Source organism: Ktedonobacter sp. SOSP1-52, from assembly GCF_016587395.1.
Genome location: NZ_BNJH01000003.1, coordinates 623,531 through 649,161, shown reverse-complemented (window position 1 = coordinate 649,161; position 25,631 = coordinate 623,531). Strand labels below are relative to the sequence as shown.

Below are 25,631 nucleotides of genomic sequence, written 5' to 3'. Positions count from 1 at the left end.
GCGTCTCCATCACACAATAAACACATCCATATTTTCTCTGTGGGGCACACGTTTTATGGGGCAATACCGGCAATGGCTTTACTATAGAGAAGTGAATCAGCAGTTGCAGGTGCAATTAAAACTGCAACAGCAAGTCTTGCAGCAACTCGAAGAGCAGGCACATGCGCTTGAGCAAGCGCTGACAGAGCATCATGAGCCAATTTACACAAATACACTGGTGAAAGCGCTCTTGTCCGAGCATCAGCGCGAACAAGCGCTTGCTGTGATCGAGCAACAGGGCGAGACGGTTCCCCATGCACCCAGGACAGAAGAAGCACACGCGGTAACAGCCAGTGAGCAGGCCAGCGCCAGGTCCGAGGCCAGGAATGAAGAGGCCCCCACAGCCAGGCAACCACTTCAACGTGCCCCTGATGCTCCCTCAGTCGCCATCTGGGACGGGCCCATATCCCCAGCTCCTCCTGCAACGCCGGAGAAAACAGCGATCCCCAGTCAGCGCCCTGACGCCTCCAAAGCGTCGGCGATCTTTGGCACACCAGTAGAGGAAGCTAGCCAGAACCAGCTAGAACTCAACTCCACAGCGCCCGCTGAAGAGTCTGACGAACTCCTGGTCGATCAGCAGGCAGATCGGGTCAACCAGTCCATTCAGCGCTGGGCGAAGCGCTGGCGCCGTGATACCTCATCAAAACCTGGTCAGGAGAGGAGGCTGGAAGGGTATGAATAAACCCGATAGCAGGCTGGCTGCCAGCCAGGAGAAGCGTGAGCACACACACGCCGAAATGGAACATATCGGCAAGCCAGTAGCACTGCCTGAGGCCCTGGTGACGCTCTTCGCGCGCCTGGATCCCGCGCAGGTTGAGCAATTTACGCACTCCTACCAGCTCTGGACGCTCCAACAGCGCCAGGCCCTGGTGCAACAGGAAATCGCCTGGCTCCAGCAACAGATCGCGGATAATGCATCGCTTACTGAGTCGGTCCAGCCCTCTCCCATCGCGTTGGCAACCCTTGCGCGCCTGCAAGCCAGTGGCGTCGAGAATCTGCATCTGCTGGATCAGATGCTTGATCGAGGCGACACCTGGCTCGACCATACCGCGCAACTTTTAGAGCGCTGTGAAAAGCTGGACCTTATTCGCGGTGACTACACCCGCTGGTGCGAGAACGCCCTCGAAGGAGCCTATGACTGGCTCGACTCCATGAACGATGAAGAGGCCTCGCAGGATCTACAGTCCTCCCAGGTTCTCCAGCCCGTCGCCCAGGAGGAGAATGACCTGGCGATTGTGCCTACCGCGGAAGAGCTTTTACAGAAGCTCATGAGCGATGACGACAGTCTTGAAGAGCCGCAGCACGCGCACCAGGAGAGCATCGCTCCCGCGCCCGAACAAGCAGAGATGACCGAAACGACAACATCGCCTGTAGCGAGCGAAGAGACCACCACTGCCCCGATACAGGAGCAGCCTACAGTGGAGTCTCCTATAGCGGAAATCCGGGCAACCAGGCGCACTACCCAGGAACTCCCCCCATTGGAGGGAGAGGTACCAATTCCTATTGAAGACATGCAGACGCTGCCACATGCCACTGCAGAGCACGCCATAGTGCCAGCGGAAGAGTCACTGGTAAACGAGCCAGAATTAGAACTAGCCCTGGACGAGATCGATACTCGTCCCATGACTCCGGAGCCAGGCGAAGGCGCTGACCAGAATGAGCAGGTTTCTACAGAGACACCTGAGACGCACATACCTTCGCCCAATGAACATGCTATAGAGGAGCAAGAGGTGACGGGGCTAGATGAAGAGGACACGATTGAACTGGTGCCACGTCGCAAGCCCCGGGAGAGCACATCCCCGGAAGTCGCCAGCGCCGAACCAGGCGCTGAGGCGTCTCCACGAAAACCTCAAGAAGATGAGGTACAGGGAGAGGAAGAGGTACAGGGCAAAGTTGAGTCGCCAGCACCGGTTGCTATCGAAGATGAGCCAACCATCCCTCTCCAGCCCGGGCATCTGCCGAATACTGGCGCAGAAATGCAACATAACGCGCCCACAGCCCTCACAAACCCCAGCGAGCCTGAAGGGACTAGAGAGACCAGGATGGTCGAGGAGCCTGGTAAGCAAGCCATACAGAAATATACTACAGATAGCGAAAATAAAAAAAATCTAGCACCTGAAAAGCCCCAAGAAGAGGTTACGGGGACCAGCGAGAAGGGGTTGCCAGTCCTCGTTCGGAAAGTGCTCGGGCAGATCTGGAATACGTAAACAGAGCCAGGGACAAGCCCGACACAACATATTAGCTCTTTAATGGACCAGACATGCCCGGCATCTGCATTATTGGCGCGGTTGGCTGCATCTGTATAGGAGTTGGACCAGAGCCAGCAGGCCCCTGGGGCGGCATCATCGCGCTGGGCGCCTGAGGAGGCTGAGGCGGCTGCGCTTGCTTCTGTTCCAGCTCTTTGACTCGTTGGCTCAGTTTTCGGATCTGCTTGCGATCAGAGATGGCAGACCCCACGCTCGAAAGGTATAACAAGAGCGCACCGAGGATAAACGCACCCAGAATCAAAAGCCCTGCTGGCAGCGCTGGCGCTTGCCAGATCAAGACCTCGAGTTGCGTTGTATTACTCAGGTTCTGGACCGCAACGAGCGTTATCACACCACCCGCAAGCACGATCATCACTAGTACAAGGTAGAACACGATGCCCTCCTTAATCAAATATACCAATATTATAATCCAACTGGCGCGAGTTACAAGTGGTATAGCCATTATTAGCAGGAATTCCCAATTTCTCTTTCGCCCTTGCCTCGGCTCGCAAGCTCACCTCGGGTACAGGGTGTGGTGGCAGATGACCTGGCTTTGCCAGGTCATCTGCCACCACACCCTGTACCCTTGAGCGCCGCAGGCGTGAAAGCTCTTCTCGCATAAGGGCTCTGCCTTTCCTACTCTTCTTCCACCAAATTGACGCATGCACAGAATAGAATTATACTGAGACACGTGATCACAGGAGGGAAAAAGCAAGTGTTATTTGAAGAGTTCGCGAATGAGACCAACAGCCAGAGTCCAGTACGCGCACAATATCTGAATATTAAACGCCAAAATCCGGACGCCATCCTTTTCTTCCGCATGGGCGACTTCTACGAAATGTTTGATGATGACGCCGAGATCGTCGCCCGCGAACTGGAGATCGCCCTGACTCGGCGCGACTTTGGGCGTGGACAGAAATCCCCCATGGCAGGTATTCCTCATCACGCAGCCGACGGCTATATTGCCCGGCTCGTTGGCAAGGGGTACCGCGTGGCAATCTGCGAACAGGTGAGCGATCCCGCCCTCTCGAAGGGGCTGGTTGAGCGTGAAGTGGTTCGCATTGTCACGCCTGGCACCGTCATCGACCCCTCCATGCTGGCCGCGAAACGCAATAATTTTCTGGCCGCGGTCGTCCCCGGTCGAGGTGCCATTGGTATCGCGTATATCGACATTACAACGGGCGAGTTCGCGGTCACACAATTTGCCACACCTGAGCCTGAGCTAGCCATCCAACAGGAGATCTCACGCGTCAGTCCCGCCGAGGTGCTGGTCGAGGCCCACTATAGCCGCCTGGGCAATCGCAAGAAACGCTGGCTGGCCACCGTCATGAGCGAGAAGCAGGTTACAAAGTTGGGGAGCAACGGGAACGCCAACGCGGATATTCCCGACCTGGAGGCAGAAGAGGATGAAGAAGAGGATTATGCACCCCTCGTCAAACTGCTCTCTGGCCTGGCCGGGCATGTCACCCCCTATGACTCACGCTACTTCGCCGAAGACGATGCCCGTCACCGCCTGCTCAAGCAGTTTGAGGTCTCCTCGCTTGAAGGCTTTGGCTGCGCCCATCTACCCCTGGCCGTCCGGGCCGCGGGTGCCGTCCTCTCCTATGTGCAGGAGACTCAGAAGGGCCTGCTCCAACACCTGATTGCGCTGGAGACCTACTCGACCAATAACTTTATGACCCTCGATCCTTACACCCGCCGCAACCTGGAACTCTTTGAGACAGGACGCCTGAACTCGGTCAAAGGCTCGCTACTCTGGGTGCTGGATAAGACGCGTTCGCCGATGGGAGGACGCCTGCTACGGCGCTGGATCGGACAGCCCCTGCTGGATATTCCTACCCTACAACTGCGCCAGCAGACGATTAGCGAACTCCTCACCGATACCCTGCTCCAGGCGCGCCTGGGAGAGGCACTCAAACGCGCAGGCGATCTGGAGCGCCTGATCAACCGCGTTCGCCAGCGTATCGCCAACCCACGCGACCTAGTGGCCCTCGCGACGGGCCTGCGCGCCGCCGCCGAGGTTCGCACCTGCCTCGATGAAACCGCGAGCGAGAACGCGCCCTCCCTTGTACGCCTGGTTGATCGCCTCGCCGAGAACAATGATATCATCGAGCTCATTGAAAAGGCCATTATCGAAGAGCCACCCGTCAGTATCAACGAAGGCGGTATCATCCGTGCGGGTTTTAGCGCCGAACTGGACAAGCTCAAAGAGGCATCACAGAATGGCCGACAATGGATTACCGAACTGGAGCAGCGCGAGCGCAAACGCACGGGTATCTCAAATCTGCGTGTCGGCTTCAATAAAGCCTATGGCTACTTTATCGAGATCACCAATGCCAACCTGAATCGCGCGCCCACTGAATATATTCGCCGCCAGACACTCACCAATAGCGAGCGCTATATCACCCCCGATCTCAAAGAGTACGAGACGCTGATCCTGAACGCGCAGGACCGCATCAATAAGATGGAGAACGAGTTCTTTACGCAATTGCGCTCGGATATTGCGATCCATGCCGCTGAACGCATCCTGGACACCGCCCACGCCATCGCTGAGATCGACGTTTTTCTGAGCCTGGCAGAGGTCGCGGCCAAAAGTGACTATTGTCGCCCCCAGCTCAACGAGGACGACACTATCCATATTGTGGCCGGGCGTCACCCCGTTGTTGAGCAGGCACAGACGGATACCCCGTTTATTCCAAATGATACCGATATCTCAAATCACGAGGCCCAGATCGCCATCATCACGGGCCCCAATATGGCGGGTAAATCAACCTACCTGCGCCAGGTGGCGTTGATTACCTTGATGGCTCAGATTGGCTCCTATGTCCCGGCCGAGTCGGCCACCATTGGCATTGTGGATCGCATTTTTACCCGTATCGGCGCCCAGGACGATCTGGCCACGGGCCAGAGCACCTTTATGGTCGAGATGGTCGAGACCGCCAATATCCTGCATCACGCCACGCCACGCAGCCTGCTGATCCTCGATGAGATCGGGCGCGGCACCAGTACCTATGATGGCCTGGCCATCGCGCGCGCCATCGTGGAGTATCTGCATAATAATAAGCGCTGTGGCGCACGCACCTTCTTCGCCACGCATTATCATGAACTGGTCGAGGTCAGTAAACTGCTCCCACGCATTCGCTGCCTCAACGTAGCCGTGGCCGAGGAAGATGGCAAGGTCATTTTCCTGCGCAAGATTGTGCCTGGAGGCGCGGATCGCAGCTATGGCATTCACGTAGCCCAGCTTGCTGGCATTCCCCGGCCCGTTCTCCACCGCGCAGAAGAGATCCTCGCCGAGCTTGAACGCCAGGGAGATGCCAAGGCGCGCCGCAAGGCCATGCGCGATATGGCAATGCCCGCCGCCTGGCAGATGACGCTGCTGGCGTCCGAGCCACACCCGCTCATTGATGAGCTAAAAACTATGAAGGTTGATGAGCTAACGCCCATAGAGGCTATCAGTAAGCTCTATGAACTACAACAAAAAGCACAACGTGATTCATAAATAGGGTGTATATGCATATGGCGCGGGCATTGCTCGCGCCATATGCATATACACCCTATCCCTGCGCGCCGCAGGCGCGAGAGCAACTGCGAAACGTACATTACTCATCTACCATCTTGAACCCATCTGTGATATCATTAAAGAGGTTGGCGATAGTGTACGATTTACAATAAATAAAATCTCTTTGTTGGAGGATTAATGACAACGCAACAGCAATCACCAGTACAGCCAAAGCAACTTGAGGACCTTTGCATCAATACTATTCGTACTCTTGCTATGGATGGTGTACAGAAAGCCAACTCCGGACATCCCGGCACCGCCATGGCGCTCGCGCCACTCACCTATCTGCTCTGGACCAAATACATGCGCCACAATCCGCGCAATCCACACTGGTTCAACCGTGACCGCTTCATTCTCTCCGCGGGCCACGCATCCATGCTGCTCTACAGCATGCTGCACCTGACAGGCTATGATCTGCCCCTTGAAGAACTGAAAAATTTCCGCCAGTGGGGTAGCCGCACGCCTGGTCATCCCGAATACCACCACGTTCCCGGCGTTGAGACCACGACCGGTCCCCTGGGTCAAGGCTTCGTCAATGGTGTCGGTATGGCAATCGCACAACGCTTCCAGGCCAGCCGCTACAACCGCCCTGACCATACACTGCTTGACCACTACATCTACACCATCTGTAGCGATGGGGACCTGATGGAGGGTATCACCTCCGAGGCAGCTTCTATCGCTGGTCACCTGAAGCTGGGTAAGCTCATCTACTTCTACGACGACAACAAGATTACCATCGAGGGCGACACCAGCCTGGCCTTCACAGAAAATGTTGGTGCACGCTTCGAGAGCTACGGCTGGCATGTGCAGCACATTGCCGACGTCAACGACCTAGAGGCCGTGAGCCAGGCCATCGAGGCCGCCCAGGCCGATGAGCGTCCCTCAATCGTTGTCACTCGCACGCACATCGGCTATGGTAGCCCCAATAAGCAGGACAAAGAGTCGGCCCATGGTTCGCCTCTGGGCGCGCAGGAGGTTATCCTGACCAAGCGCAACCTTGGCTGGGCCTCTGAGGAGCCCTTCTACGAGCCAGAAGAGGCCGTGGCCTATTTCCGCCAGGCCGTTGAGCGTGGCGCGCAGCAGGAGTTGGCCTGGCAGGAGCAGTTCGCGGCCTATGCCAACGCCTATCCCGAGCTGGCCCAACAGTGGCAGCAGGAGCAGGACGGCAAGCTTCCCGAGGGCTGGGACAGCGAAATCCCGACCTTCAAAGCGGGCGAGGCCCTGGCCAGCCGCGTTGCCTCAGGCAAGACCATCAACGCGATCGCGCCTAAGCTGCCTAACCTGATCGGTGGCTCCGCCGACCTAGCGCCTTCCACCAATACCTATATGAAGGACCTGGGCGATTTCACGGCTGACGAGAACGGTCGCAATATGCACTTTGGTATCCGTGAGCATGCCATGGGTGCGATCCTCAATGGTATGGCACTCTACGGCGGCCTCATTCCCTTTGGCGCGACCTTCCTCATCTTCTCTGAGTACATGCGCCCACCCATCCGCCTGGCCGCAATCATGCGCCAGAAGGCCATCTATGTCTATACCCATGACAGCATTGGCGTCGGCGAGGACGGTCCTACCCACCAGCCTATCGAGCAGCTGGCGGCTCTGCGCGCCATCCCTGGCCTGACCGTCATCCGCCCGGGTGACGCGAACGAGACAGCCGAGGCCTGGCGCAACGCCATCACCATTGAGGGTCCGGTTGCCATCGTGCTCTCACGCCAGAACCTGCCCACCGTGGATCGCACCACGCATGCCAGCGCGGCCAATGTGGTCAAAGGTGCCTATGTCATCAGCGATAGCGAGACGACACCACAAATTATCCTGATCGCGACCGGCTCCGAGCTGGCCCTGGCCCTTAGCTCAGCAGAAAAGCTGCGACAAGAGGGCATCGCCGTTCGTGTAGTAAGTATGCCCAGCCGCGAACTCTTTGAGAAACAGAGCGCCGAGTATAAAGAGAGTGTCCTGCCTAAGAGTGTACGGGCTCGTATCGCAATCGAGGCTGCATCTCCCTTCGGTTGGGAGCGCTACGTCGGTCTGGATGGTGATACCGTCACCCTGGATCACTACGGTGCCTCGGCTCCGTTCAGCGTCCTCTACGAGAAGTTTGGCTTCACCGTAGAGAATGTCACTGCCAAGGCAAAAAATCTGCTTTAGTCGCAGAGAGAAAGAGAAGGGCCAGGAACCACGGTCAGGTACAAGAGTACTATGGTCAGCCTTCGCTCCTGGCACATCTCTGAAGGCGAGGGGAGAACACCTCTCCCTCTGACCTTCAAATACCTGTTATATCTACTTGACAAATGGGTTGCCTTTGGTAGTACGATTTAGAGGGCAACAGATACAAGCTTAACGAAGATGTGTACTTACAAGCGTACATCCATCATATAAGGAGAAGAACGTAATGGCCAATCCACTGGTACAGTTACAAGACCAGGGACAGAGCGTCTGGTACGACAATATCGACCGTGCCCAGATCGCTTCTGGCGAGTTCGCGAGAATGCTGAAAGAAGATGGCATCCTTGGTGTTACCGCCAACCCGACCATTTTTGAGAAATCCATTAGCGCCGGTCATGCCTATGACGAGCAGATGCAGCAGCTCATCAAAGAGGGCAAAAGCTCCAACGAGATCTACGAGGACCTGGTGATTCAGGACATCCGCACCGTTGCCGACCTGCTACGACCTATCTATGATCGCACCGAGGGCAAGGATGGCTATGTCAGCCTGGAAGTCTCCCCAGAGCTCGCCAACGACACCGAGGGCACGATTAAAGAGGCTGAACGCTTCTGGAATATGGTCGAGCGCCCCAACCTGATGATCAAGATCCCCGCGACCCCGGCTGGCATTCCCGCCATCTATGAGACCCTACGCAAAGGCATCAACGTCAACATCACCTTGATCTTCTCGTTGCAGTCCTATGCTGATGTCGTCGATGCCTATGTGCGCGCACTCGAGGAGCGCAACAGCGAGGGTAAGGATATCAGCCACATCGCCTCGGTCGCCAGCTTCTTTGTCAGCCGCGTTGATACGCTGGTCGACAAGCTGCTCGAGGACAAGATCAAGGCTGGTGGCGCTGCCTCGCTCAAAGAGCTTGAGGGCAAGGCCGCTATCGCCAACGCGCGTCTCGTCTACCAGGACTTCAAACGCTTCTTCAACACCCCTCGCTTCGAGACGTTGAAGCATGCGGGCGCGCATGTGCAGCGTCCGCTGTGGGCCAGCACCAGCACCAAGAACCCGGCCTACCGCGATGTCCTCTATGCCGAGGAACTGATTGGCCCTGATACGGTTGACACCATGCCTCTTGACACCATCAAGAACTTCCGCGACCATGGTATCGTCAAAAACACCATTGAGAACGATATCAAGGGCGCGAAGAAGACGCTTGATGAGCTGGAGAAGAATGGTATCCACTACGACCAGGTCACCAAGCAGTTGCAGGACGAAGGGGTCCAGAAGTTCATTGACTCTTTCCACCAGCTCTTCGCTGGTATTAAGAGCAAAAAGCAGGCACTCAAAGAGCAGGTTGCTGACTAGAGGCCTGCACAGGCACCAATAGACGCCTTCCAGGCGCCAGGGTAGGGATACATTATCCCTGCCCTGTTCTGCTGCGTTTCTTCATAGACTTTCTTGAAGAACAAGCACAGAAATTCAGGCGCACCTCGCGCGGGTATATACTAAAGTATTTCACTACATCAGTTCGCTTATCACCGGTTCTTTTCTCCATGGCAGGTAGCCAGATGCTACCATGAGGGGTTATACTTCTTGTAGAGACGAACTATCTGCTGGACTAACAAGCACCAGGAGACCGGCGTTACCAGAGTTTGACAACACGATCTTAGATTACATGTCTTAGATTACACATTCTTGAATGAGGAGATTACACTCATGCCTCAGCGTAGCGTAGTCGAAGCGCCCAACCCCTTTCGCGAGGGGCTACGCATTAAACAGAGTCCAGAACCATGCGTGATGGTCATCTTCGGCGCTACCGGCGACCTGACTCACCGCAAGTTGCTGCCAGCGCTCTATAACCTGGCTCTGGAACATCCCCTGCCCGCAGGCTTTTCTGTCGTGGCATTCGCACGCCGTCCTTACAATGATGAGGTCTTTCGCAAACAGGCGCTCGACTCTATCAACGAGTTTTCTCGTCAGAAGCCAGTAAACGAGCAGGTCTGGGAGAGCTTCTCCAATGGCATCTTCTACCTGCAATCCGACTTCCACGAGCCAGAAGGCTATGAGAAACTCGCGGCACTACTCAACCGCCTTGACCAGGAGCGGGGCACCAGTGGCAATCGCATCTTCTACCTATCCACGCCACCCAGCCAGTATCCTACCATTATTCAGAACCTGGGGGCCGTTGGTCTCAACCGCAACCGTAAAGGGTGGACACGCATCATTGTCGAGAAACCCTTTGGTCATGATCTCCCTTCCGCTCGCGAGTTGAACCGCCAGATCGGTAAGGTCTTTAAAGAGGATCAGATCTATCGCATTGACCACTACCTGGGGAAAGAGACCGTCCAGAATATCCTGGTCTTCCGCCTGGCCAATGGCATCTTCGAACCCATCTGGAACCGGCGCTATATCGATCATGTCCAGATTACTGTTGCTGAGAATATTGGCATTGAGGGTCGCGGTGGCTACTACGAAGAGTCAGGCGCCATCCGCGATATGATTCAAAACCATATGCTCCAGTTGCTGACGCTGGTAGCCATGGAACCCCCCATTGCCTTTGACGCCAACGCGGTCCGCGATGAAAAGGTGAAAGTGCTCCACGCGCTTCAGCCGCTCTCTGGCCGCGAGGCTCTCCAAAACACGATACGCGCACAATACACGGCTGGCTATGTCGGTGGACATCAGGTCGGCGGCTACCTGAGTGAGAACGGTGTCTCACCAGAGTCCTCCACCGAGACCTATGTTGCCATGAAATTGTTCATTGACAACTGGCGCTGGGCAGGCGTTCCCTTCTACCTGAGAACAGGAAAACACCTTCCCAAGCGTGTCACAGAGATCGCCATTCAATTTAAGCAGCCACCTCTGATGATCTTTAAGCAGAATGATGCTCAGGGGCAGGTCGAACCAAACGTTTTGACGCTGCGCATACAGCCAGATGAAGGCATCTCCTTGAAATTCGGTGCCAAGGTACCAGGTACCGATCAGCAGATTCGCTCGGTCAATATGGACTTCTTCTATGGCTCATCCTTTGTACGCGAGCAGCCCGAGGCCTACGAGCGCCTCTTGCTTGATGCCATGCTCGGCGACTCAACCCTCTTCACCCGCCGCGACGAGGTAGAGGCCGCCTGGACCTTTGTACAGGGTATTCTTGATGCCTGGAAGAACGAGTCACCTGCCACCATTCATACCTATGAGTCTGGTACGTGGGGACCACAGGGCTCCGATGAGTTCATCTGGCGCGATGGCTTCCGCTGGCGCCGTCCCTGATTATAACAGCCTGTATGCTGAGTTTGTAGCGATAAAAGATGTAGCACAACGCAGTCCACATGAACAATGAAGTTCACTTTGATGAAGGGGAACGGGAATGACGAAGGCATCCTTTGAAAATCCAGGCGTGCATCTCCCCTGGGCAGGTAAACCGGTACGCATAGAAGAAGCCGAGGAGATTCTCACCTCACTCTGGCACCTGTCCGCCGACAACGTGCGCATTAGCCAGAACGTGAATGTGCGTGCCAGTGTCCTCAATTTTGTCATCTGTGCACCAGACATAGCCACAGCACAGCGCGCTAGCTCACTTCTTCGCGATCTCTGTAGTACCCATATCGCGCGCGTCATACTGCTCATCCTTGATACCAGCGAGAGTTCACCCACCGAGGTCAGCACGTGGGTGACCCTCCGCTCGTTTCCAATCATCTCCGATATCATGCGCCACAACTTTGAACAGATTACGATCATGCTCAGTAGGTCCGCTCTTCGCTCTGCAGCTACGATCATCCAGCCCTTACTCAAACCAGAGCTTCCCATTTATCTGTGGTGGCTCCAGGATCCGCCCCGTGATGAGACCCTCTTTTCGCGCCTGGCTCAGACAAGCAATCGCGTCATTGTCGACTCCGAAAGCTTCCTTCAGCCAGAGAATAGCCTGGCTCGCCTAGCAGCGTATCTTGCAGATACGGCGGAGAACCCCAGCTGGGCACTCAGCGATCTTAATTGGGGACGCATCACGCCCTGGCGTCAACTGGTCGCGCAATTTTTCGATGTGCCCACCTATCAAGACTACTTGAGCGGCATCTATCAAATAGAGATTGAGCACGCCATCTCACCCACCAGGGACACCACTGGCGCCAACGGCAGCAGTCCCACAACTCCTACCGTCAATACGACGCGCGCTCTCCTCTTTTCCGCCTGGCTACTCAAGAGCCTGAACTGGCAGATCGATACCGCCAATGAACGGAACCAGCATCATCCAGAGACGGGCGAGCATTCCTGGCATACCTCACACGCCACGGGCAAGCTCCAATTACCAGGCACAGATGAACTCCTGGTTCATAGTGGGCGTGGCAGTATTACCATTCGCCCTCGTGTTGAACCCGCGCTCACACCTGGCTCACTCTGCCTGGTCCGTATCTTAAGTGCCCTCGATGATAAACACGCGACCTTTGCCATTGATCGCGCCGATGGCGCGGAATATGCGATCACCTCGGTCGAGCTTCCCGAAGGCACACGCCATCAACGCACCGTTAGCCTGGGGCAAAGTTCCTCGCGTATAGCCAGCACCTTGCTGCACGATGAGCTAGAGATTCTGGGACATGATCGCCTCTTTGAGGCCGCGCTCAATGAAGTCTATAGACTTCTTGTAGAATAACAACAGGCACGTCTGGTATGTGGTGAGGTGCAGTCTGGCAGCCACTGGCTGCCAGACTGCACCTCACCACATACCAGGGCGAGCGCCGCAGGCGTGAGATGTCACGCGCCATGCTAAAAAATTACACATCGTGTACTACTCAGTCAGCTTTGTAGGAGAGAAACAAACATGCAAAATAGACATATCTCCGTCTACTCAAGCCTGGACACACTCAGCCAGGCAGCGGCTCGCTACGTTATTCAAGTCGCGCAAGAAGCCATCGTCTCACATGGGCGCTTCACCTTTGCGCTCTCTGGCGGCAATACCCCTAAAGCACTTTATAAACTGCTCGCCGCCGAACCCTACACCAGCCAGATTGATTGGAACCTGGTCGATATTTTCTGGTCTGACGAGCGTTGCGTCCCGCCCGAGAGCGAGGATAGCTGCTACCGCCTGGCGATGGACACCATGCTGAGCAAAGTTCCCATTCCCGCCAGCCAGATTCACCGTATGTACGCCGAGGAGAAGGATCGCGACGCAGCCTCTCAAGCCTATACTGAGGAGATGCGCCGCGTCTTTGGCACCTCTGGTACCCCCGCCTTTGACCTGATTCTCTTAGGCATGGGGCCCGAGGCCCATACCGCCTCCCTCTTCCCACACCAGCCCTCACTCCAGGAGCGTGAGCGCCTGGTCATGCCTGTGAGCGTGCCCAAGCCCCCCCCTGCGCGCCTGACCCTTACGCCTCCTGTCTTGCAGGCTCCGCGCCATGTGCTCTTCCTGGTCACGGGCCAGGATAAGGCAGAAGCCGTCAAAGAAGTCATTGAAGGGGCACGCAACCCCGACGAGTACCCAGCGCAGCTAGTCCAGCCCACACAGGGTGATGTGACCTGGCTCTTCGATACCGCGGCGGCCTCACAACTCACGCATAAGGCGTAAGAAAGAAGGAAAAAGAAGCATGGTCGAGATCGTTCCTTCCATCCTCTCCGCCGACTTTACCCGCCTTGGGGAGCAGGTCCGCGACGCCGAAAGGGGTGGGGCCGGGCGTATCCAGATCGATGTAATGGATGGGCATTTTGTGCCCAACATCACGATGGGTCCCCTGGTGGTCGAGGCGGTCCGCCGCAGCACCAGCTTGCCCCTGGAAGCCCACCTGATGATCACCAATCCTCAGGACTATATTCAGACCTTCGCCCAGGCAGGCGCTGACGTCATTATTGTGCACCAGGAGGTCTGCCCGCACCTACACCGCGTCATCCAACACATCAAAGCCGCAGGAAAAAAGGTCGGTGTCGCGCTTAATCCCTCCACGCCCGTTTTTCTCTTAAAGGACATGCTCTCGCTGCTCGATATGGTACTTATTATGACGATTAATCCCGGCTTTGGAGGTCAGGAGCTTATCCCTGAAACCTTGCCCAAAATCGTTGAGCTACGCCGGATGCTGGCCGAGCGTCACCTCTCCTGCGATATCGAGGTCGATGGTGGTATCTCTGAGAAGACCGCGGCAAGCGTTGTCAAGGCGGGAGCCAACCTCCTCGTCGCCGGCTCCTCGGTCTATAACCAGCGCGAAACGGTCAAACAGGCCATTGAGCGCCTACAGCGAGCCGCAACCAGCGAGAAGCTCTAAACAGCGCCCCTCCCACGCTCATGCTCGTACGCAAAAAGACCCTCCCAGGGTATACCTGGGAGGGTCTTTTGCTTGTATAATAGGCATGTCTCAATCTATCGAATCCGTTTCTTATATTTTTTGGGAAGAAGCATCTGCGCACAGGATGGAGCAGTATTTATGCATGACGACATCACCGATATCCCCGGCATCCGCGTCGGACATGACACAGATCTCATGGCAGGGACAGGGTGTACCGTTCTTCTCTGCGATAGTGACGCCGTAGGCGGCGTCGACGTACGGGGCAGTGCTCCCGCCACCCACGAGACGGATCTCCTCAATCCAATTCATATGGTGGATGAGGTTCACGCCATCCTCCTCACGGGCGGAAGTGCCTTCGGGCTACAAGCAGTAGCTGGCGTAATGCGCTATCTTGAGGAGCAACACAGAGGCGTAGATACAGGGGTCGCACGGGTGCCGATTGTCCCCGCAGCCGCCATATTTGATCTCGCCTTCGGCTCATCACATATTCGTCCAGACGCAGAGGCAGGCTACCGCGCCTGTCTGCAAGCCAGCAGCGACCCAGTTATCCAGGGAAATGTAGGCGCAGGAACTGGGGCGACCGTAGGCAAGCTGGTCAGCCCCCTGCTCGCGATGAAAGGTGGCCTGGGATCAGCGAGCACACGACTGCCCGATGGCACGCTTGTAGCAGCCCTGGTCGTAGTCAACGCGCTGGGCAATATTCATGATCCAGAGACGCAGCAGGTCATTGCAGGCACACGAGAACTCCTGGGAACTGACACACTTGCCGCCAATCCCTTTAGTAACACGACGATAGCCGCGATTGCAACCACGGCCTCGCTGAACAAAGCGGAGTGTACCAAAGTCGCGCAAATGGCGCACGATGGTATGGCCCAGGTCATACGTCCGGTGCACACCATGTTTGATGGCGACGCCATCTACGCCCTGGCGCTTGGTCCACGCGACACACCACGGCTCCCTTCAGCGCAAGCAGCGCAGCGCGTCAGCATTATAGGAGCTGCCGCAGCCCAGACGCTCGCACGCGCCATTATCAAAGCCATTCGTCACGCCCGAACGCTCCATGGCATCCCCGCCGCTCAGGCATAAGTAAGCATCAGCCCCTTGAGTGACTCCTCAAAGGAACGCGAAAGGGGCTTCCTTTTTCAGGGCACACGCTCCTTCTCCAGCGCAAGAGAGACCTAAACCCTCCTGGCAGGTACGTGCGCAACAGCGGATATGTGATATTCTGCTTATACGCCTCGGCCTGATTTTTTCAATTGTTATTTTGCAGCGATAGCGCTTCTCTCTCTTCTCTTCGACTATATGCAATTTCTAGAGTAAGATAGTAGCTTTACAAGCCTGGTATATCAATACGACAAAAATGTCCGCTCTCCAGCTGCGACAGGAGGCGAAAAGAACGCATTATATATGAGGAAAACATCGCGTGCACAACGCTTTTTTGTCCTGGCTGTACCAAGGAGCTACTACTCGCGTAGTGCTCGGCATAAGAGGAAACAACGCCTAGCGTAGTGAGCATTTCGCGCTTTTGGGGTAGCATCCAGCGAGAGTGAAGCAACGTATCGGCCAGTTGCACGTTCGCTTTGGGCACACAGAGAGTGGGGGTGAGGAGAAAAGGAGGATAGGTTGAAGAGGTATCAACAGGCATCGAGTGTGATTGAATGGGGAGTCTCTGCGGCCAAAGTTGTGCAAACTGGGTATCGGACGTTGGCAATGTCACTGTCTTCTCCACTTGGGGTGCTACAGACCAACCTGCCTTCTTATGCGAAAACCAACGTCGCTCTCGCGACTAGCGCTTATGCGCTCAGGTTTTCGGAGAGGCACTACGTCAAGAGACATCGTACGACGAACGCACTACAAGCCATCGCATTACATTATTAATTGTAGTCAAAACAGAGGGATTAGCAAGAGTAATAGAACTATTTGGTAGCTTTCCTGGCTTTCCTAAAAGGACGATCCGGCATCGTGAGTATCCAGGATCGAGAGCAACGCGGCCAGGATACGTCCTGTCGCGCCCCATATACAATACGCTCCGTAATCAAAAAAGTAGACAGCGCGTGTCTTCTCTCCACGCGTCCAGTGCTCCACGCGCTGGATGGCGGGATCGGCCAGGGCACGCAAGGGCGCGACGATCAATTCGGCCACCTCGCTCTCCTGAAGCCGTAACTCGCCAGGTCCCTGGTGAAGATAGCCGACCACAGGCACAATCAAAAAGTTACTGACCACTGTAAAGACCGGTGGCATGGCGCCCAGAATCTCAACGCGTTCAGGCGCGAGACCAATCTCTTCCCAAGCCTCGCGTAGAGCGGTTTCAACGGGCGAAGCATCTTGAGATTCGGCGCTTCCTCCGGGAAAGGCAATCTCGCCGCTGTGCGCGCGGAGCGTGCTGGCACGACGAATAAAAAGCAGTGAAAGCTCGCCTTCATGTTCGAACAAGACAAGCAAGACCGCCGCCTGGCGCGCCCCCGGCTGATGACCTTCCAATTGATCATCTAAGAAATGAGCGTGTTCAGGCGCCTCCAGGCAGGTGCGCAGGTGTGTAAGGAGCAGGGTGCGCTCCTGTAGAACTCTTCCATCCATATCTCTATTTTAGCATACCCCTGCTCCTGAGCGCCGCACACGTCCACTATCTTACCATTGAGATCATTGAGGCGAGCTTGCGAGGCGAAAACTTTTCATGATGAGTGAGGAACGGATGGCCTTTATGAGATCCGGCTTGTCACAATGAAAGGGGCTTGCATTATTATGATACAATGTGAAAGATAGAAAAACATCGGAGAGCATTGCGAAAAGGCCGCGTATTGTCTTGCATTCAAGGACAGCTTTTGGTATAATTACAACATCGAGTGGGGGTATGCTTTGTCCAGGCGCGTTTCTGTGTCTTAACTAGGGCCTACCTTGCCTGTGCGTATCGTTTCGTATCACCGTTCTGTAGAGCAAAGCAACAGGTCGCGACAGATATTCTGGCTAGCCAGAAGCTGTATTGATGGCCGAAACGACTACCGCCTAAGCATCTCCTCCGATAAACCCAATTCCGATGGCACACTCCCCAGGCATAAAAACTGAAGGTCCATCTCGTTTTCACAACTCATTCTGGCCATGTGCCAGCAAACATGAAGACAAGCATAAGGCAGCATAAAGCATTTTTTACCGCATGCACAAAACGAGAAACTGGGCTGGAGTGTCCCTCTGAAACGGGCAAAAACCGTGGATCGAAGGGGGTTTCACCCATGCAAGTAGAAAAGCACGGCGACCTTTCGACAATGCCAGCGGAAAATCCTAACAGCGGGCGGGTACAGACGATGATCGAAGGCAATGATCCTCAAGTAGAAAACAACAATCCAAGCATTACGCACGAAGACGTGGAAGACTTCAACCAGAATGACATGGAAGCCTTGCTGGCGTCCTCGCCAATGACAATCGGTATCAAACGAGGCGATGTCGTTGAAGGTGTTATCGTGCGTATCGATCAGGATGAGATCCTGGTTGATATCGGCTTGAAGTCAGAAGGCGTTCTCTCCACGCGAGAGCTGCCCTCCAGTGGTTATGGCTCCTTTGAGGAGCTGCACAACGACGACAAAGTTCTGGTCTATGTTATTCAGCCAGAGACGTCGGAGGGACATGCAGTCCTCTCGCTCAAGCGAGCCAACACCGAGCGCCAGTGGCGCATCGCGGAAGAGCAGTTCAAAAACGGCGAGCTTCTCAAAGCCAAAGTCATTGACTTTAACAAGGGCGGCTTGATTGTTGACGTGAACGGCATCCGTGGTTTCGTGCCTATCTCTCAGATCCTCAACCTCAAACGGGAAGAGGTCGCAGCTGGCGGCGAGAATCAAGAGACCGCTGCCAAGTTGCAGGCGATGAAAGACAAAGAGCTCCAGCTCAAGATTATCGAGATCAATCGCGCGCGCAACCGCTTGATCCTTTCTGAGCGTATGGCCGTTCAGGAATGGCGCCAGCGTCGCCGCGAAGAGCTTCTTGAGGAGCTTAAGCCCGGCGAAGTACGCAAGGGTGTGGTCAGCAATCTGGCCAACTTCGGTGCCTTCGTCGATCTGGGTGGTGCAGACGGACTGGTCCACATCAGCCAGTTGGCCTGGAGCCGCGTCAATCATCCAAGCGAAGTACTGCATGTCGGCCAGGAGGTCGAGGTACAGGTCCTCAGCGTTGATAAGGAGCGCAAGAAAATTGCCCTCTCGATCAAGCGCGCAGAGGTCGATCCCTGGACCACGGTTGAGCAGCGCTACACGCCTGGTCAGCTCGTCAATGGCACAGTCACCAAGATCGCTCCCTTCGGTGCGTTTGCGCGCATTGAAGATGGCATCGAGGGCCTGATCCACCACTCTGAGCTGGCTCCCGGCACTGATCCTAAGTCGATCTTGCAGGAAGGCGCCCAGTTGCAGCTTCGCATCCTGCGCATTGATCCCGAGCGCCGTCGCCTCGGGTTGAGCCTGCGCCAGGTAGACGAGCTAGAGCCAGAGGGTGCTGAGCAACAGCAGCCAGAGGCAAGCGCCGCCACCACGGAAGAGGCTGCTTCAACTGCCGCTTCGGCCACGCGTGAGCCCATGCCTTCCCTGGAGTCCACCACGCCCTCCCTTGAGAGCGCGGCCCCCACGGAAGAGCGCAAGCGTGAGCGCGCTCCTCAACGTGAGCGTGGCGCCGAAAGCAAGGCGGAGGACGAGGGCGAGACGACCGCGATGGCTGAGGCCTTCCGCGCCGCAGCTCGCCAGCGCGCCAAGGACGAGACTGAGCCTGCTGAATAAGAGCAGCGCTCTGGTGCGAGCCACGACCAGCATAGCTGTGGCTCGCACCATAAAGTTTCTACCTCCCCACTACCTATCGCATACGCGAGGTAGTTGGGAGGTTCCTTGTTATATTGACCGCATTTACATGTAGCTACCCTTTTTAAACGTTGCACACATAGCACTTTTGGGCCTTCTTGACGCGCCAAATTCCGTGTAGTATGATGAAATGCGCAGTTAATAGTGTCAGTTTTCGCAATCCTTTTAAAAGGGTTCGAGAGGTTCAAGGAATTCTTTCCAACGTCGAGGTGGTGGGGGGAAGATAAAACTGGGCACACTTCAATTTTGGTCAGAGTACAAGAGAGTTGATCTCACTTGCGTCACTTGCACCTTAGCAATCTGTCTCCCTCTTTACACACCGGGCGCTGGCAAGAACAGTGTTCCATTTCCAGACCACGTGCCTATCTCAGTTGTTCCATTTCCCTGCTTATCACCCGGTAACCATCCCAATCCTACGCAGGAGTGGCTGAGGCATTCACACAGAGGGAGGCTTTTTTGAACCAGTTTTTCTCTCTCGCTTTTGTCGCGCACACGCGACAAAGGCCGCGCACCTGAACCAATGAAGCAGACAACTTCTTCAGGACGCGTTCCTCTACTATAGGAATTGGTTAAGAGGTCGATTGTTTCTCAGTAAGCAGTATGAGACGTATAGACGTATAACGACAGACGGGAGGCTACGGTTGTTATCCTTGACGCTGTATGTTGGGTGTTGTATGATGAATCACACGGTTTACCTGAGCGACACAGAGGGCTCGGTTCCACCCTCTGCCACTGAAAGGGGGGTGACAAACAGGTGAACGATAGAGATAGGTTTGATAAATTCACAGAGCGCGCCAGAAAAGTTCTGAGTCTCGCTCAAGAGGAAGCCCAGCGCTTCCAACACAACTATATCGGTACAGAACATCTTCTACTCGGCCTTGTGCGTGAAGGAGAGGGTGTTGCTGCCAAAGTATTGGCAAATCTCGGTGTCGAACTGAACAAAGTTCGTAGCGCCGTTGAATTTATTATTGGGCGCGGAGACCGCATCGTGCTCGGCGAGATCGGCCTGACGCCTCGTGCGAAGAAGGTCATCGAACTGGCTGTCGATGAGGCTCGTCGCCTAAATCACCATTATATCGGTACAGAACATCTCCTGCTCGGGTTGGTTCGTGAAGGCGAAGGCATTGCCGCAGGCGTTCTGGAGAGCCTGGGTGTCAACCTTGAAAAGGTCCGCACTCAGACCATTCAGGTGCTTAGCCAATCTAATCCTCCCCATGAACGGGATGCTAAACATTCGAAAACACCTACCATCGACCAGATGGGCATTGACCTGACTGCGGCCGCTCGTGCTGGCACGCTCGACCCGGTCATTGGTCGCCACCAGGAAATTGAACGCGTCATCCAGATTCTCTCCCGCCGCAATAAAAACAATCCCGCGCTTATTGGTGAACCGGGTGTTGGTAAAACGGCAATCGTGGAAGGGCTGGCCCAACGCCTGGTGTCTGGTGAGGTTCCTGAGACCCTCGCCAATAAACGCCTGCTGACACTTGATGTTGGCTCGCTGGTCGCTGGTACTAAATATCGCGGTGAGTTTGAGGAACGCCTCAAGAAAATTATTGAGGAAATTCGCAATAGTCGCGACTGCATCATCTTTATCGACGAGGTGCATACCCTGGTCGGTGCCGGTGCCGCTGAAGGCGCGGTCGATGCAGCCAACATTCTCAAACCCGCCCTCTCACGTGGTGAGTTGCAGTGTATCGGTGCCACCACGCTCGACGAGTATCGCAAGTACATCGAGCGCGACGCCGCACTTCAGCGCCGCTTCCAGGAAGTTATCATCCGTGAGCCTTCGGTTGAGGAAACCATTGAGATCCTCAAGGGTATCCGCGAACGCTATGAGCAGCACCATCGCCTGATTATCACCGATGAGGCCCTCAGAGCCGCAACCGAAATGGCCAGTCGCTATATTACCGACCGCTTTATGCCTGACAAGGCTATCGATCTGATCGACGAGGCAGCCAGCCGTGTGCGTATGCAAAACTCACTCGCTCCTCTCAATCTTAAAGAAGCCATGAAAGGTCTGGAATCGGTCCTACGCGAGAAAGAAGCCGCTATTCAGCAGCAAGAGTATGAACTGGCTGCCGAACTGCGCGACCGCGAGGTGAAGCTGCGTGAGCGTATCGCGAAGCTTGAGTCCGGTTGGCAGAAAGAGCGCGGCTCCGATAAGCCGACTGTTGGCGAGGAAGAGATCGCTCAGATCGTGTCGATGTGGACCGGGATCCCGGTAATGCGCATCGCACAGGAAGAGTCTCAGCGCTTACTCCAAATGGAAGAGGCGCTCCACTCCCGCGTTATCGGTCAGAACGAGGCTATCGAGAAAATCTCGCGCGCCGTCCGCCGCGCACGCGCCGGCCTGAAAGATCCCAAACGTCCGATTGGTTCCTTCATTTTCATGGGTCCCACCGGCGTTGGTAAAACTGAGCTTGCTCGTACGCTTGCCGAGTTTATGTTCGGCAGCGAAGAGGCCCTGATCAAAATTGACATGTCAGAGTTCATGGAGCGCCATGCCGCGGCTCGCCTGGTTGGTGCCCCTCCTGGATATGTCGGCTATGAAGAGGGAGGTCAGCTCACCGAGGCTGTGCGTCGTAAGTCCTATAGTGTGATCCTGCTCGACGAAATCGAGAAGGCTCACCCCGATGTCTTCAACATGCTGCTTCAGATCCTTGAAGATGGTAAGCTGACAGACGCCAAGGGACGCACTGTAGACTTCCGTAACACTATCATCATCATGACATCGAACGTCGGTGCCTCCTTGCTAAACAAGGAAGCGTCCATGGGCTTCCGCCAGTCGAAGGACAAGGCGAAGGCCAACCAGGCCGAATACGATTCCATGAAGGGGAAGGTGCTCGGCGAACTACGCAATACCTTCAAACCTGAGTTCCTAAACCGTATCGACGAGGTCATCGTCTTCCATTCCCTGCGGATGGAGGAAATGTACTCGATCGTCGATCTCCTGCTCAACCGCGTCCGCACACAGCTGACCGAGCAGCAGGTTGAACTAGTCGTACCGCAGCCTGCGAAGGACTTCTTGATTGAGAAGGGCTTCGATCCACAGTATGGTGCTCGCCCGTTGCGCCGCACCATTCAGCGTATGGTCGAAGATCCGCTGGCGGAAGGTCTGCTCCAGGGTAAGTTCCATCCTGGTGACCTGATCGAGGCAAGCATTGTGGATGGCGATCTTGATCTACAAGTTCGCAATCGCATCGAGCAATTGCCGCCTCCCGCAGCTCCCGAGGCCGCGCTCTCGGCTGGTAGTGAAGGTAATCCTTCCGGTTCCGAATCCTAGGAGACAAGTCCGTGGGGCATGCAACAACATGCCTCACATTTCTTCTTGTCGACGTAAGACTAAGACTTGTTCCGCTTGCTTTTCGCGAACGGGACAGGTCTCTCTGCCTGACGATTCTTCAGGCAGCCCTTGTATTTTCTCTCGCCTATAACATTCAAAGCGTTAATATGGCAAAAGTACGCACAAAATACGTCTGTCAGCAATGTGGTGGTGAACAGAATAAGTGGATGGGGAAATGCCCCGATTGTGGTGCATGGAATACGCTGGAAGAGGTTGCAGAGGCCTCACCGAGCCAGAACGCGACCCAACAACGTCGCCAGGCTCTCCTCACGCATGCCCCACTCACCCAAGGCACCAACGTGCCAGTTGTCCTTCCCGAGATCCAACCCCTTAGTCAGCCCCGCATCTCCGTGGGCTATCCAGAAATGGATCGCGTGCTAGGAAGTGGTCTCGTTCCAGGCTCTGTCATTCTCATTGGTGGCGAACCTGGTATTGGTAAATCAACACTTTTACTCCAGGTCTCAGGCGCGATTGCTCAACAGGTCGGGCCAGTTCTCTATGTCTCGGGCGAAGAATCAGTCGAACAGGTGAAGATGCGCGCGGAACGCCTGGAGATCGCAGGTGAACGCCTCTACCTCCTGGCTTCCATTGAGTTGGACACGATTACAGAAGCTGTGCATCGCCTCAAACCATCACTACTAATTGTCGATTCAATTCAGACACTGATTGCCAGCCATCTCACCGCCGCCCCTGGTAGCATTAGCCAGGTGCGCGAATGTACCTTGCAGCTCATGCAGCTTGCCAAGAGCAGCCATGTCCCCGTTTTCATCATCGGGCACGTAACAAAAGAAGGGACCGTTGCTGGCCCCAAGGCGCTTGAACACATCGCGGATGCCGTGCTTTACCTGGAAGGCGAACGCTATCACTCCTACCGTTTGCTGCGTGGTGTAAAAAACCGCTTTGGCGCTACCCACGAAGTTGGCGTCTTCGAGATGCAGGGCGAGGGCATGGTAGAGGTTTCCAATCCCTCGGCCGTCTTCCTGGCTGATCGCGACGCGGATGCCACCGGCTCGGCTATTGTGGTGAGCATGGAGGGAACACGCCCACTGCTCGTTGAGGTACAGGCCCTCGTTACTCCCAGCAATTTCGGCAATGCCCGCTGCACTACCAATGGCATTGATCATAATCGCCTCCTGATGCTCCTGGCTGTCCTGACCAAACGCGTCGGGCTGGCGGTCGGCAGCCATGATGTTTATGCCAACGTCATCGGTGGTTTTAATCTGGAGGAGCCTTCCATCGACCTCGGCGTGGCCGCGGCCATTGCGTCGAGTTATCGCGAGAAGAATGTCCCTTCCGATATGGTTCTGATCGGCGAAGTCGGACTCTCAGGAGAATTACGAGCCGTGAGCCGCCTGGCAATGCGCGTCCGTGAGGCAGCCAAACTTGGCTTTAAACGCTGTATCGTTCCTAGCGCAGTCGGCAAAGGCGCACGCGTCCGCGCCGAACTAGAAGAGGCAGGACTACCCGGTGACTTTCAAGTGCTTACTGCAAGTAGTCTTGCGGTAGCGTTGGAGATTGCACTACACTAGTAATAGAGCAATCACATGATCTCTCTATTACGCATGCAGGTCTTCTAGGTGTCTTGCTGTGTCACTATTCTCAACGGGAGAAAGGCAAGTCTTCGCATGGTTGTTGATACCTGTACAGAAAACATGTATACTGCGTAATCAATACGTTGTTTTCGTTGCTCAATAGGCATTTTTCTGCTAGCTTGTAAACATGCACTCGTGTGTCGCAGGAATAGGCAACATTTTTCGCACTTATTCTTTTTGTTTTTATCACCGCCGTTACCTGCACGGGCATGCAGAACACTGCTATTTGAGCGCATACTTACTTTATGCACTTTACCGTGCACTGCGACGGAGGATGCAGGGATGTTCGTTAACACTTTATCACGCATTATTGGCTGCCTCATAGCAATTGGGGCAGTAGTCAGTTACTACGCCTACCAGCTCACGCATGTGCCACCACGCACACTTATTGGCTGGCAATGGATCGCTGTCATCGCTGTCATCGTCGGTATTATCGCCTTTATTCTTACTCCCTACTTGACAGTGATCCCCTACGTGTGGATGCGCGACAAGATCCGCAAAACCGCCGCCAGCGACCTGGTAGCTGCCGCCATCGGCCTGACGGTTGGCCTGATCATCTCGGCCCTGCTGGCAATTCCACTCACCAGCCTGCCTGAGCCTGTGGGACATATCCTGCCCTTCGTGGGAGCCGTCCTCTTCGGCTACCTGGGCGTAGCGATTGCTGTCATGCGCAAGAACGACATCGCCAGCCTCTTCCAAAGCTCTCTGCTCCGCCGGCGTGAGCGTGACGAAGAGCGCGAGAGTGAGCGCGAGAGCAAGCGGGAGAGTAAACGCGATAAGGACCGCGGTCTCCAGATAGGAGTGCAGTCTCCCATCCTGCTCGACACCAGCACGATCATCGATGGTCGTATCGCCGACATTAGCCAGACTGGCTTCATCAGCGGCACCCTGACGGTTCCGCGCTTTGTACTCAATGAACTCCAGCGCATCGCCGACTCCGCCGACACCATGCGCCGCAATCGCGGGCGCCGTGGCCTGGAGATTCTCAACCGCTTGCAGAAAGATGCGACCGTGCCGATTGAGATCGTTGATACAGATATCGAGGGCATCGCCGATGTAGATGGTAAGCTAGTCAAGATGGCCAAAGAACTTCACTGCCCCATCATCACCAATGACTTTAACCTCAACCGCGTGGCGGAACTACAGGGAATTAAAGTCCTCAATATCAATGAGCTGGCGAATGCTATCAAACCTGTGCTCTTGCCAGGAGAAGATATTCACATTAAAATTATGCAGGATGGCAAAGAGCTTGGGCAGGGTGTTGGCTATCTCGATGACGGCACCATGATTGTGGTTGAGAACGGTCGCTCATATATGAACATGACCATTGAGGTAACCGTCACCCGCGTTCTGCAAACGGTTGCGGGACGCATGATCTTCGCTCACCCCAAGCCACAGCCACAGAGTGGAGCCACCACGACATCCATTCAGTCGCCAACCAAACAACGACAAATGCAATAAGGCGTGCGCCTTCAGCGCAAGGCACACCTCCACAAGACTGAAAACCCTGGTCGGCACCCCTCTGCGGGTGCCTTCTTTTTGACCCGTTGAGCACCTATCATCTCGTCCCATTCCAGGTGGTAGGGA

17 protein-coding genes are annotated in these 25,631 nt (G+C 55.4%); 14 read left to right on the top strand and 3 right to left on the bottom strand.

The features are described from left to right. Positions 1–55: 55 nt before the first annotated feature. Both JMJ16_RS28415 and JMJ16_RS28410 read left to right on the top strand, forming a co-directional pair. Positions 56–721 carry a hypothetical protein gene (locus JMJ16_RS28415; RefSeq protein WP_201387083.1) on the top strand — a complete coding sequence of 222 codons (666 nt, stop codon included), beginning with the start codon at positions 56–58 and terminating at the stop codon, positions 719–721. After that, positions 714–2,246 carry a hypothetical protein gene (locus tag JMJ16_RS28410; protein ID WP_201387081.1) on the top strand — a complete coding sequence of 511 codons (1,533 nt, stop codon included), beginning with the start codon at positions 714–716 and terminating at the stop codon, positions 2,244–2,246. Before JMJ16_RS28415 ends, JMJ16_RS28410 begins: the two co-directional genes overlap by 8 nt. Positions 2,247–2,277: 31 nt before the next feature. On the opposite strand, the gene JMJ16_RS28405 is transcribed toward JMJ16_RS28410, so the two are convergent. Both JMJ16_RS28405 and JMJ16_RS28400 read right to left on the bottom strand, forming a co-directional pair. Further along, positions 2,278–2,679, bottom strand: a complete 402-nt coding sequence (locus tag JMJ16_RS28405; RefSeq protein WP_201387079.1) for a lipopolysaccharide assembly protein LapA domain-containing protein — start codon at positions 2,677–2,679, stop codon at positions 2,278–2,280. Between the two features lie 10 nt (positions 2,680–2,689). Then, complete coding sequence (locus tag JMJ16_RS28400; protein WP_201387077.1) at positions 2,690–2,905, bottom strand: hypothetical protein; 216 nt, start codon at positions 2,903–2,905, stop codon at positions 2,690–2,692. A 95-nt stretch (positions 2,906–3,000) separates the two neighbouring features. Between JMJ16_RS28400 and mutS the strand changes: the two genes are divergently transcribed. From mutS to JMJ16_RS28360, 8 genes are all read left to right on the top strand, one after another. Beyond that, on the top strand, positions 3,001–5,787 hold the full coding sequence (gene mutS / locus JMJ16_RS28395; RefSeq protein WP_236601731.1) for a DNA mismatch repair protein MutS: 2,787 nt from the start codon (positions 3,001–3,003) through the stop codon (positions 5,785–5,787). A 198-nt stretch (positions 5,788–5,985) separates the two neighbouring features. Then, on the top strand, positions 5,986–7,998 hold the full coding sequence (gene tkt / locus JMJ16_RS28390) for a transketolase (RefSeq protein WP_201387073.1): 2,013 nt from the start codon (positions 5,986–5,988) through the stop codon (positions 7,996–7,998). 244 nt (positions 7,999–8,242) lie between these two features. Then, positions 8,243–9,373, top strand: coding sequence for a transaldolase (gene tal, locus JMJ16_RS28385; RefSeq protein WP_201387071.1), 1,131 nt, complete (start codon positions 8,243–8,245; stop codon positions 9,371–9,373). A gap of 351 nt (positions 9,374–9,724) precedes the next feature. After that, positions 9,725–11,275, top strand: a complete 1,551-nt coding sequence (gene zwf, locus JMJ16_RS28380) for a glucose-6-phosphate dehydrogenase (RefSeq protein ID WP_201387069.1) — start codon at positions 9,725–9,727, stop codon at positions 11,273–11,275. Between the two features lie 97 nt (positions 11,276–11,372). Further along, positions 11,373–12,650: a glucose-6-phosphate dehydrogenase assembly protein OpcA gene (locus JMJ16_RS28375; protein WP_201387067.1), complete on the top strand. Its 1,278-nt coding sequence runs from the start codon at positions 11,373–11,375 to the stop codon at positions 12,648–12,650. Positions 12,651–12,818: 168 nt separating this feature from the next. Further along, the gene (gene pgl / locus JMJ16_RS28370; RefSeq protein ID WP_201387065.1) at positions 12,819–13,565 is read left to right on the top strand and encodes a 6-phosphogluconolactonase; all 747 of its coding nucleotides are present in this window, start codon (positions 12,819–12,821) and stop codon (positions 13,563–13,565) included. Positions 13,566–13,584: 19 nt separating this feature from the next. Then, complete coding sequence (rpe, locus tag JMJ16_RS28365; RefSeq protein ID WP_201371320.1) at positions 13,585–14,253, top strand: ribulose-phosphate 3-epimerase; 669 nt, start codon at positions 13,585–13,587, stop codon at positions 14,251–14,253. Between the two features lie 159 nt (positions 14,254–14,412). Next, entirely contained in the window at positions 14,413–15,360 is a 948-nt protein-coding gene (locus JMJ16_RS28360; RefSeq protein ID WP_201387063.1) for a P1 family peptidase, read from the top strand. An 855-nt stretch (positions 15,361–16,215) separates the two neighbouring features. On the opposite strand, the gene JMJ16_RS28355 is transcribed toward JMJ16_RS28360, so the two are convergent. Then, positions 16,216–16,851 (bottom strand): CoA pyrophosphatase, encoded by a 636-nt coding sequence (locus JMJ16_RS28355; protein WP_201387061.1) that lies wholly within the window; start codon positions 16,849–16,851, stop codon positions 16,216–16,218. Positions 16,852–17,501: 650 nt separating this feature from the next. Between JMJ16_RS28355 and JMJ16_RS28350 the strand changes: the two genes are divergently transcribed. From JMJ16_RS28350 to JMJ16_RS28335, 4 genes are all read left to right on the top strand, one after another. Then, positions 17,502–19,028: a 30S ribosomal protein S1 gene (locus JMJ16_RS28350; protein WP_201379848.1), complete on the top strand. Its 1,527-nt coding sequence runs from the start codon at positions 17,502–17,504 to the stop codon at positions 19,026–19,028. Between the two features lie 832 nt (positions 19,029–19,860). Further along, a complete protein-coding gene (locus tag JMJ16_RS28345; RefSeq protein ID WP_201387059.1) occupies positions 19,861–22,392 on the top strand; it encodes an ATP-dependent Clp protease ATP-binding subunit in 2,532 nt (843 codons plus the stop codon). Between the two features lie 167 nt (positions 22,393–22,559). Next, positions 22,560–23,981 carry a DNA repair protein RadA gene (gene radA, locus JMJ16_RS28340; RefSeq protein WP_236038033.1) on the top strand — a complete coding sequence of 474 codons (1,422 nt, stop codon included), beginning with the start codon at positions 22,560–22,562 and terminating at the stop codon, positions 23,979–23,981. 345 nt (positions 23,982–24,326) lie between these two features. Continuing rightward, positions 24,327–25,505, top strand: a complete 1,179-nt coding sequence (locus JMJ16_RS28335) for a PIN/TRAM domain-containing protein (RefSeq protein WP_201387057.1) — start codon at positions 24,327–24,329, stop codon at positions 25,503–25,505. Positions 25,506–25,631: the final 126 nt, after the last annotated feature.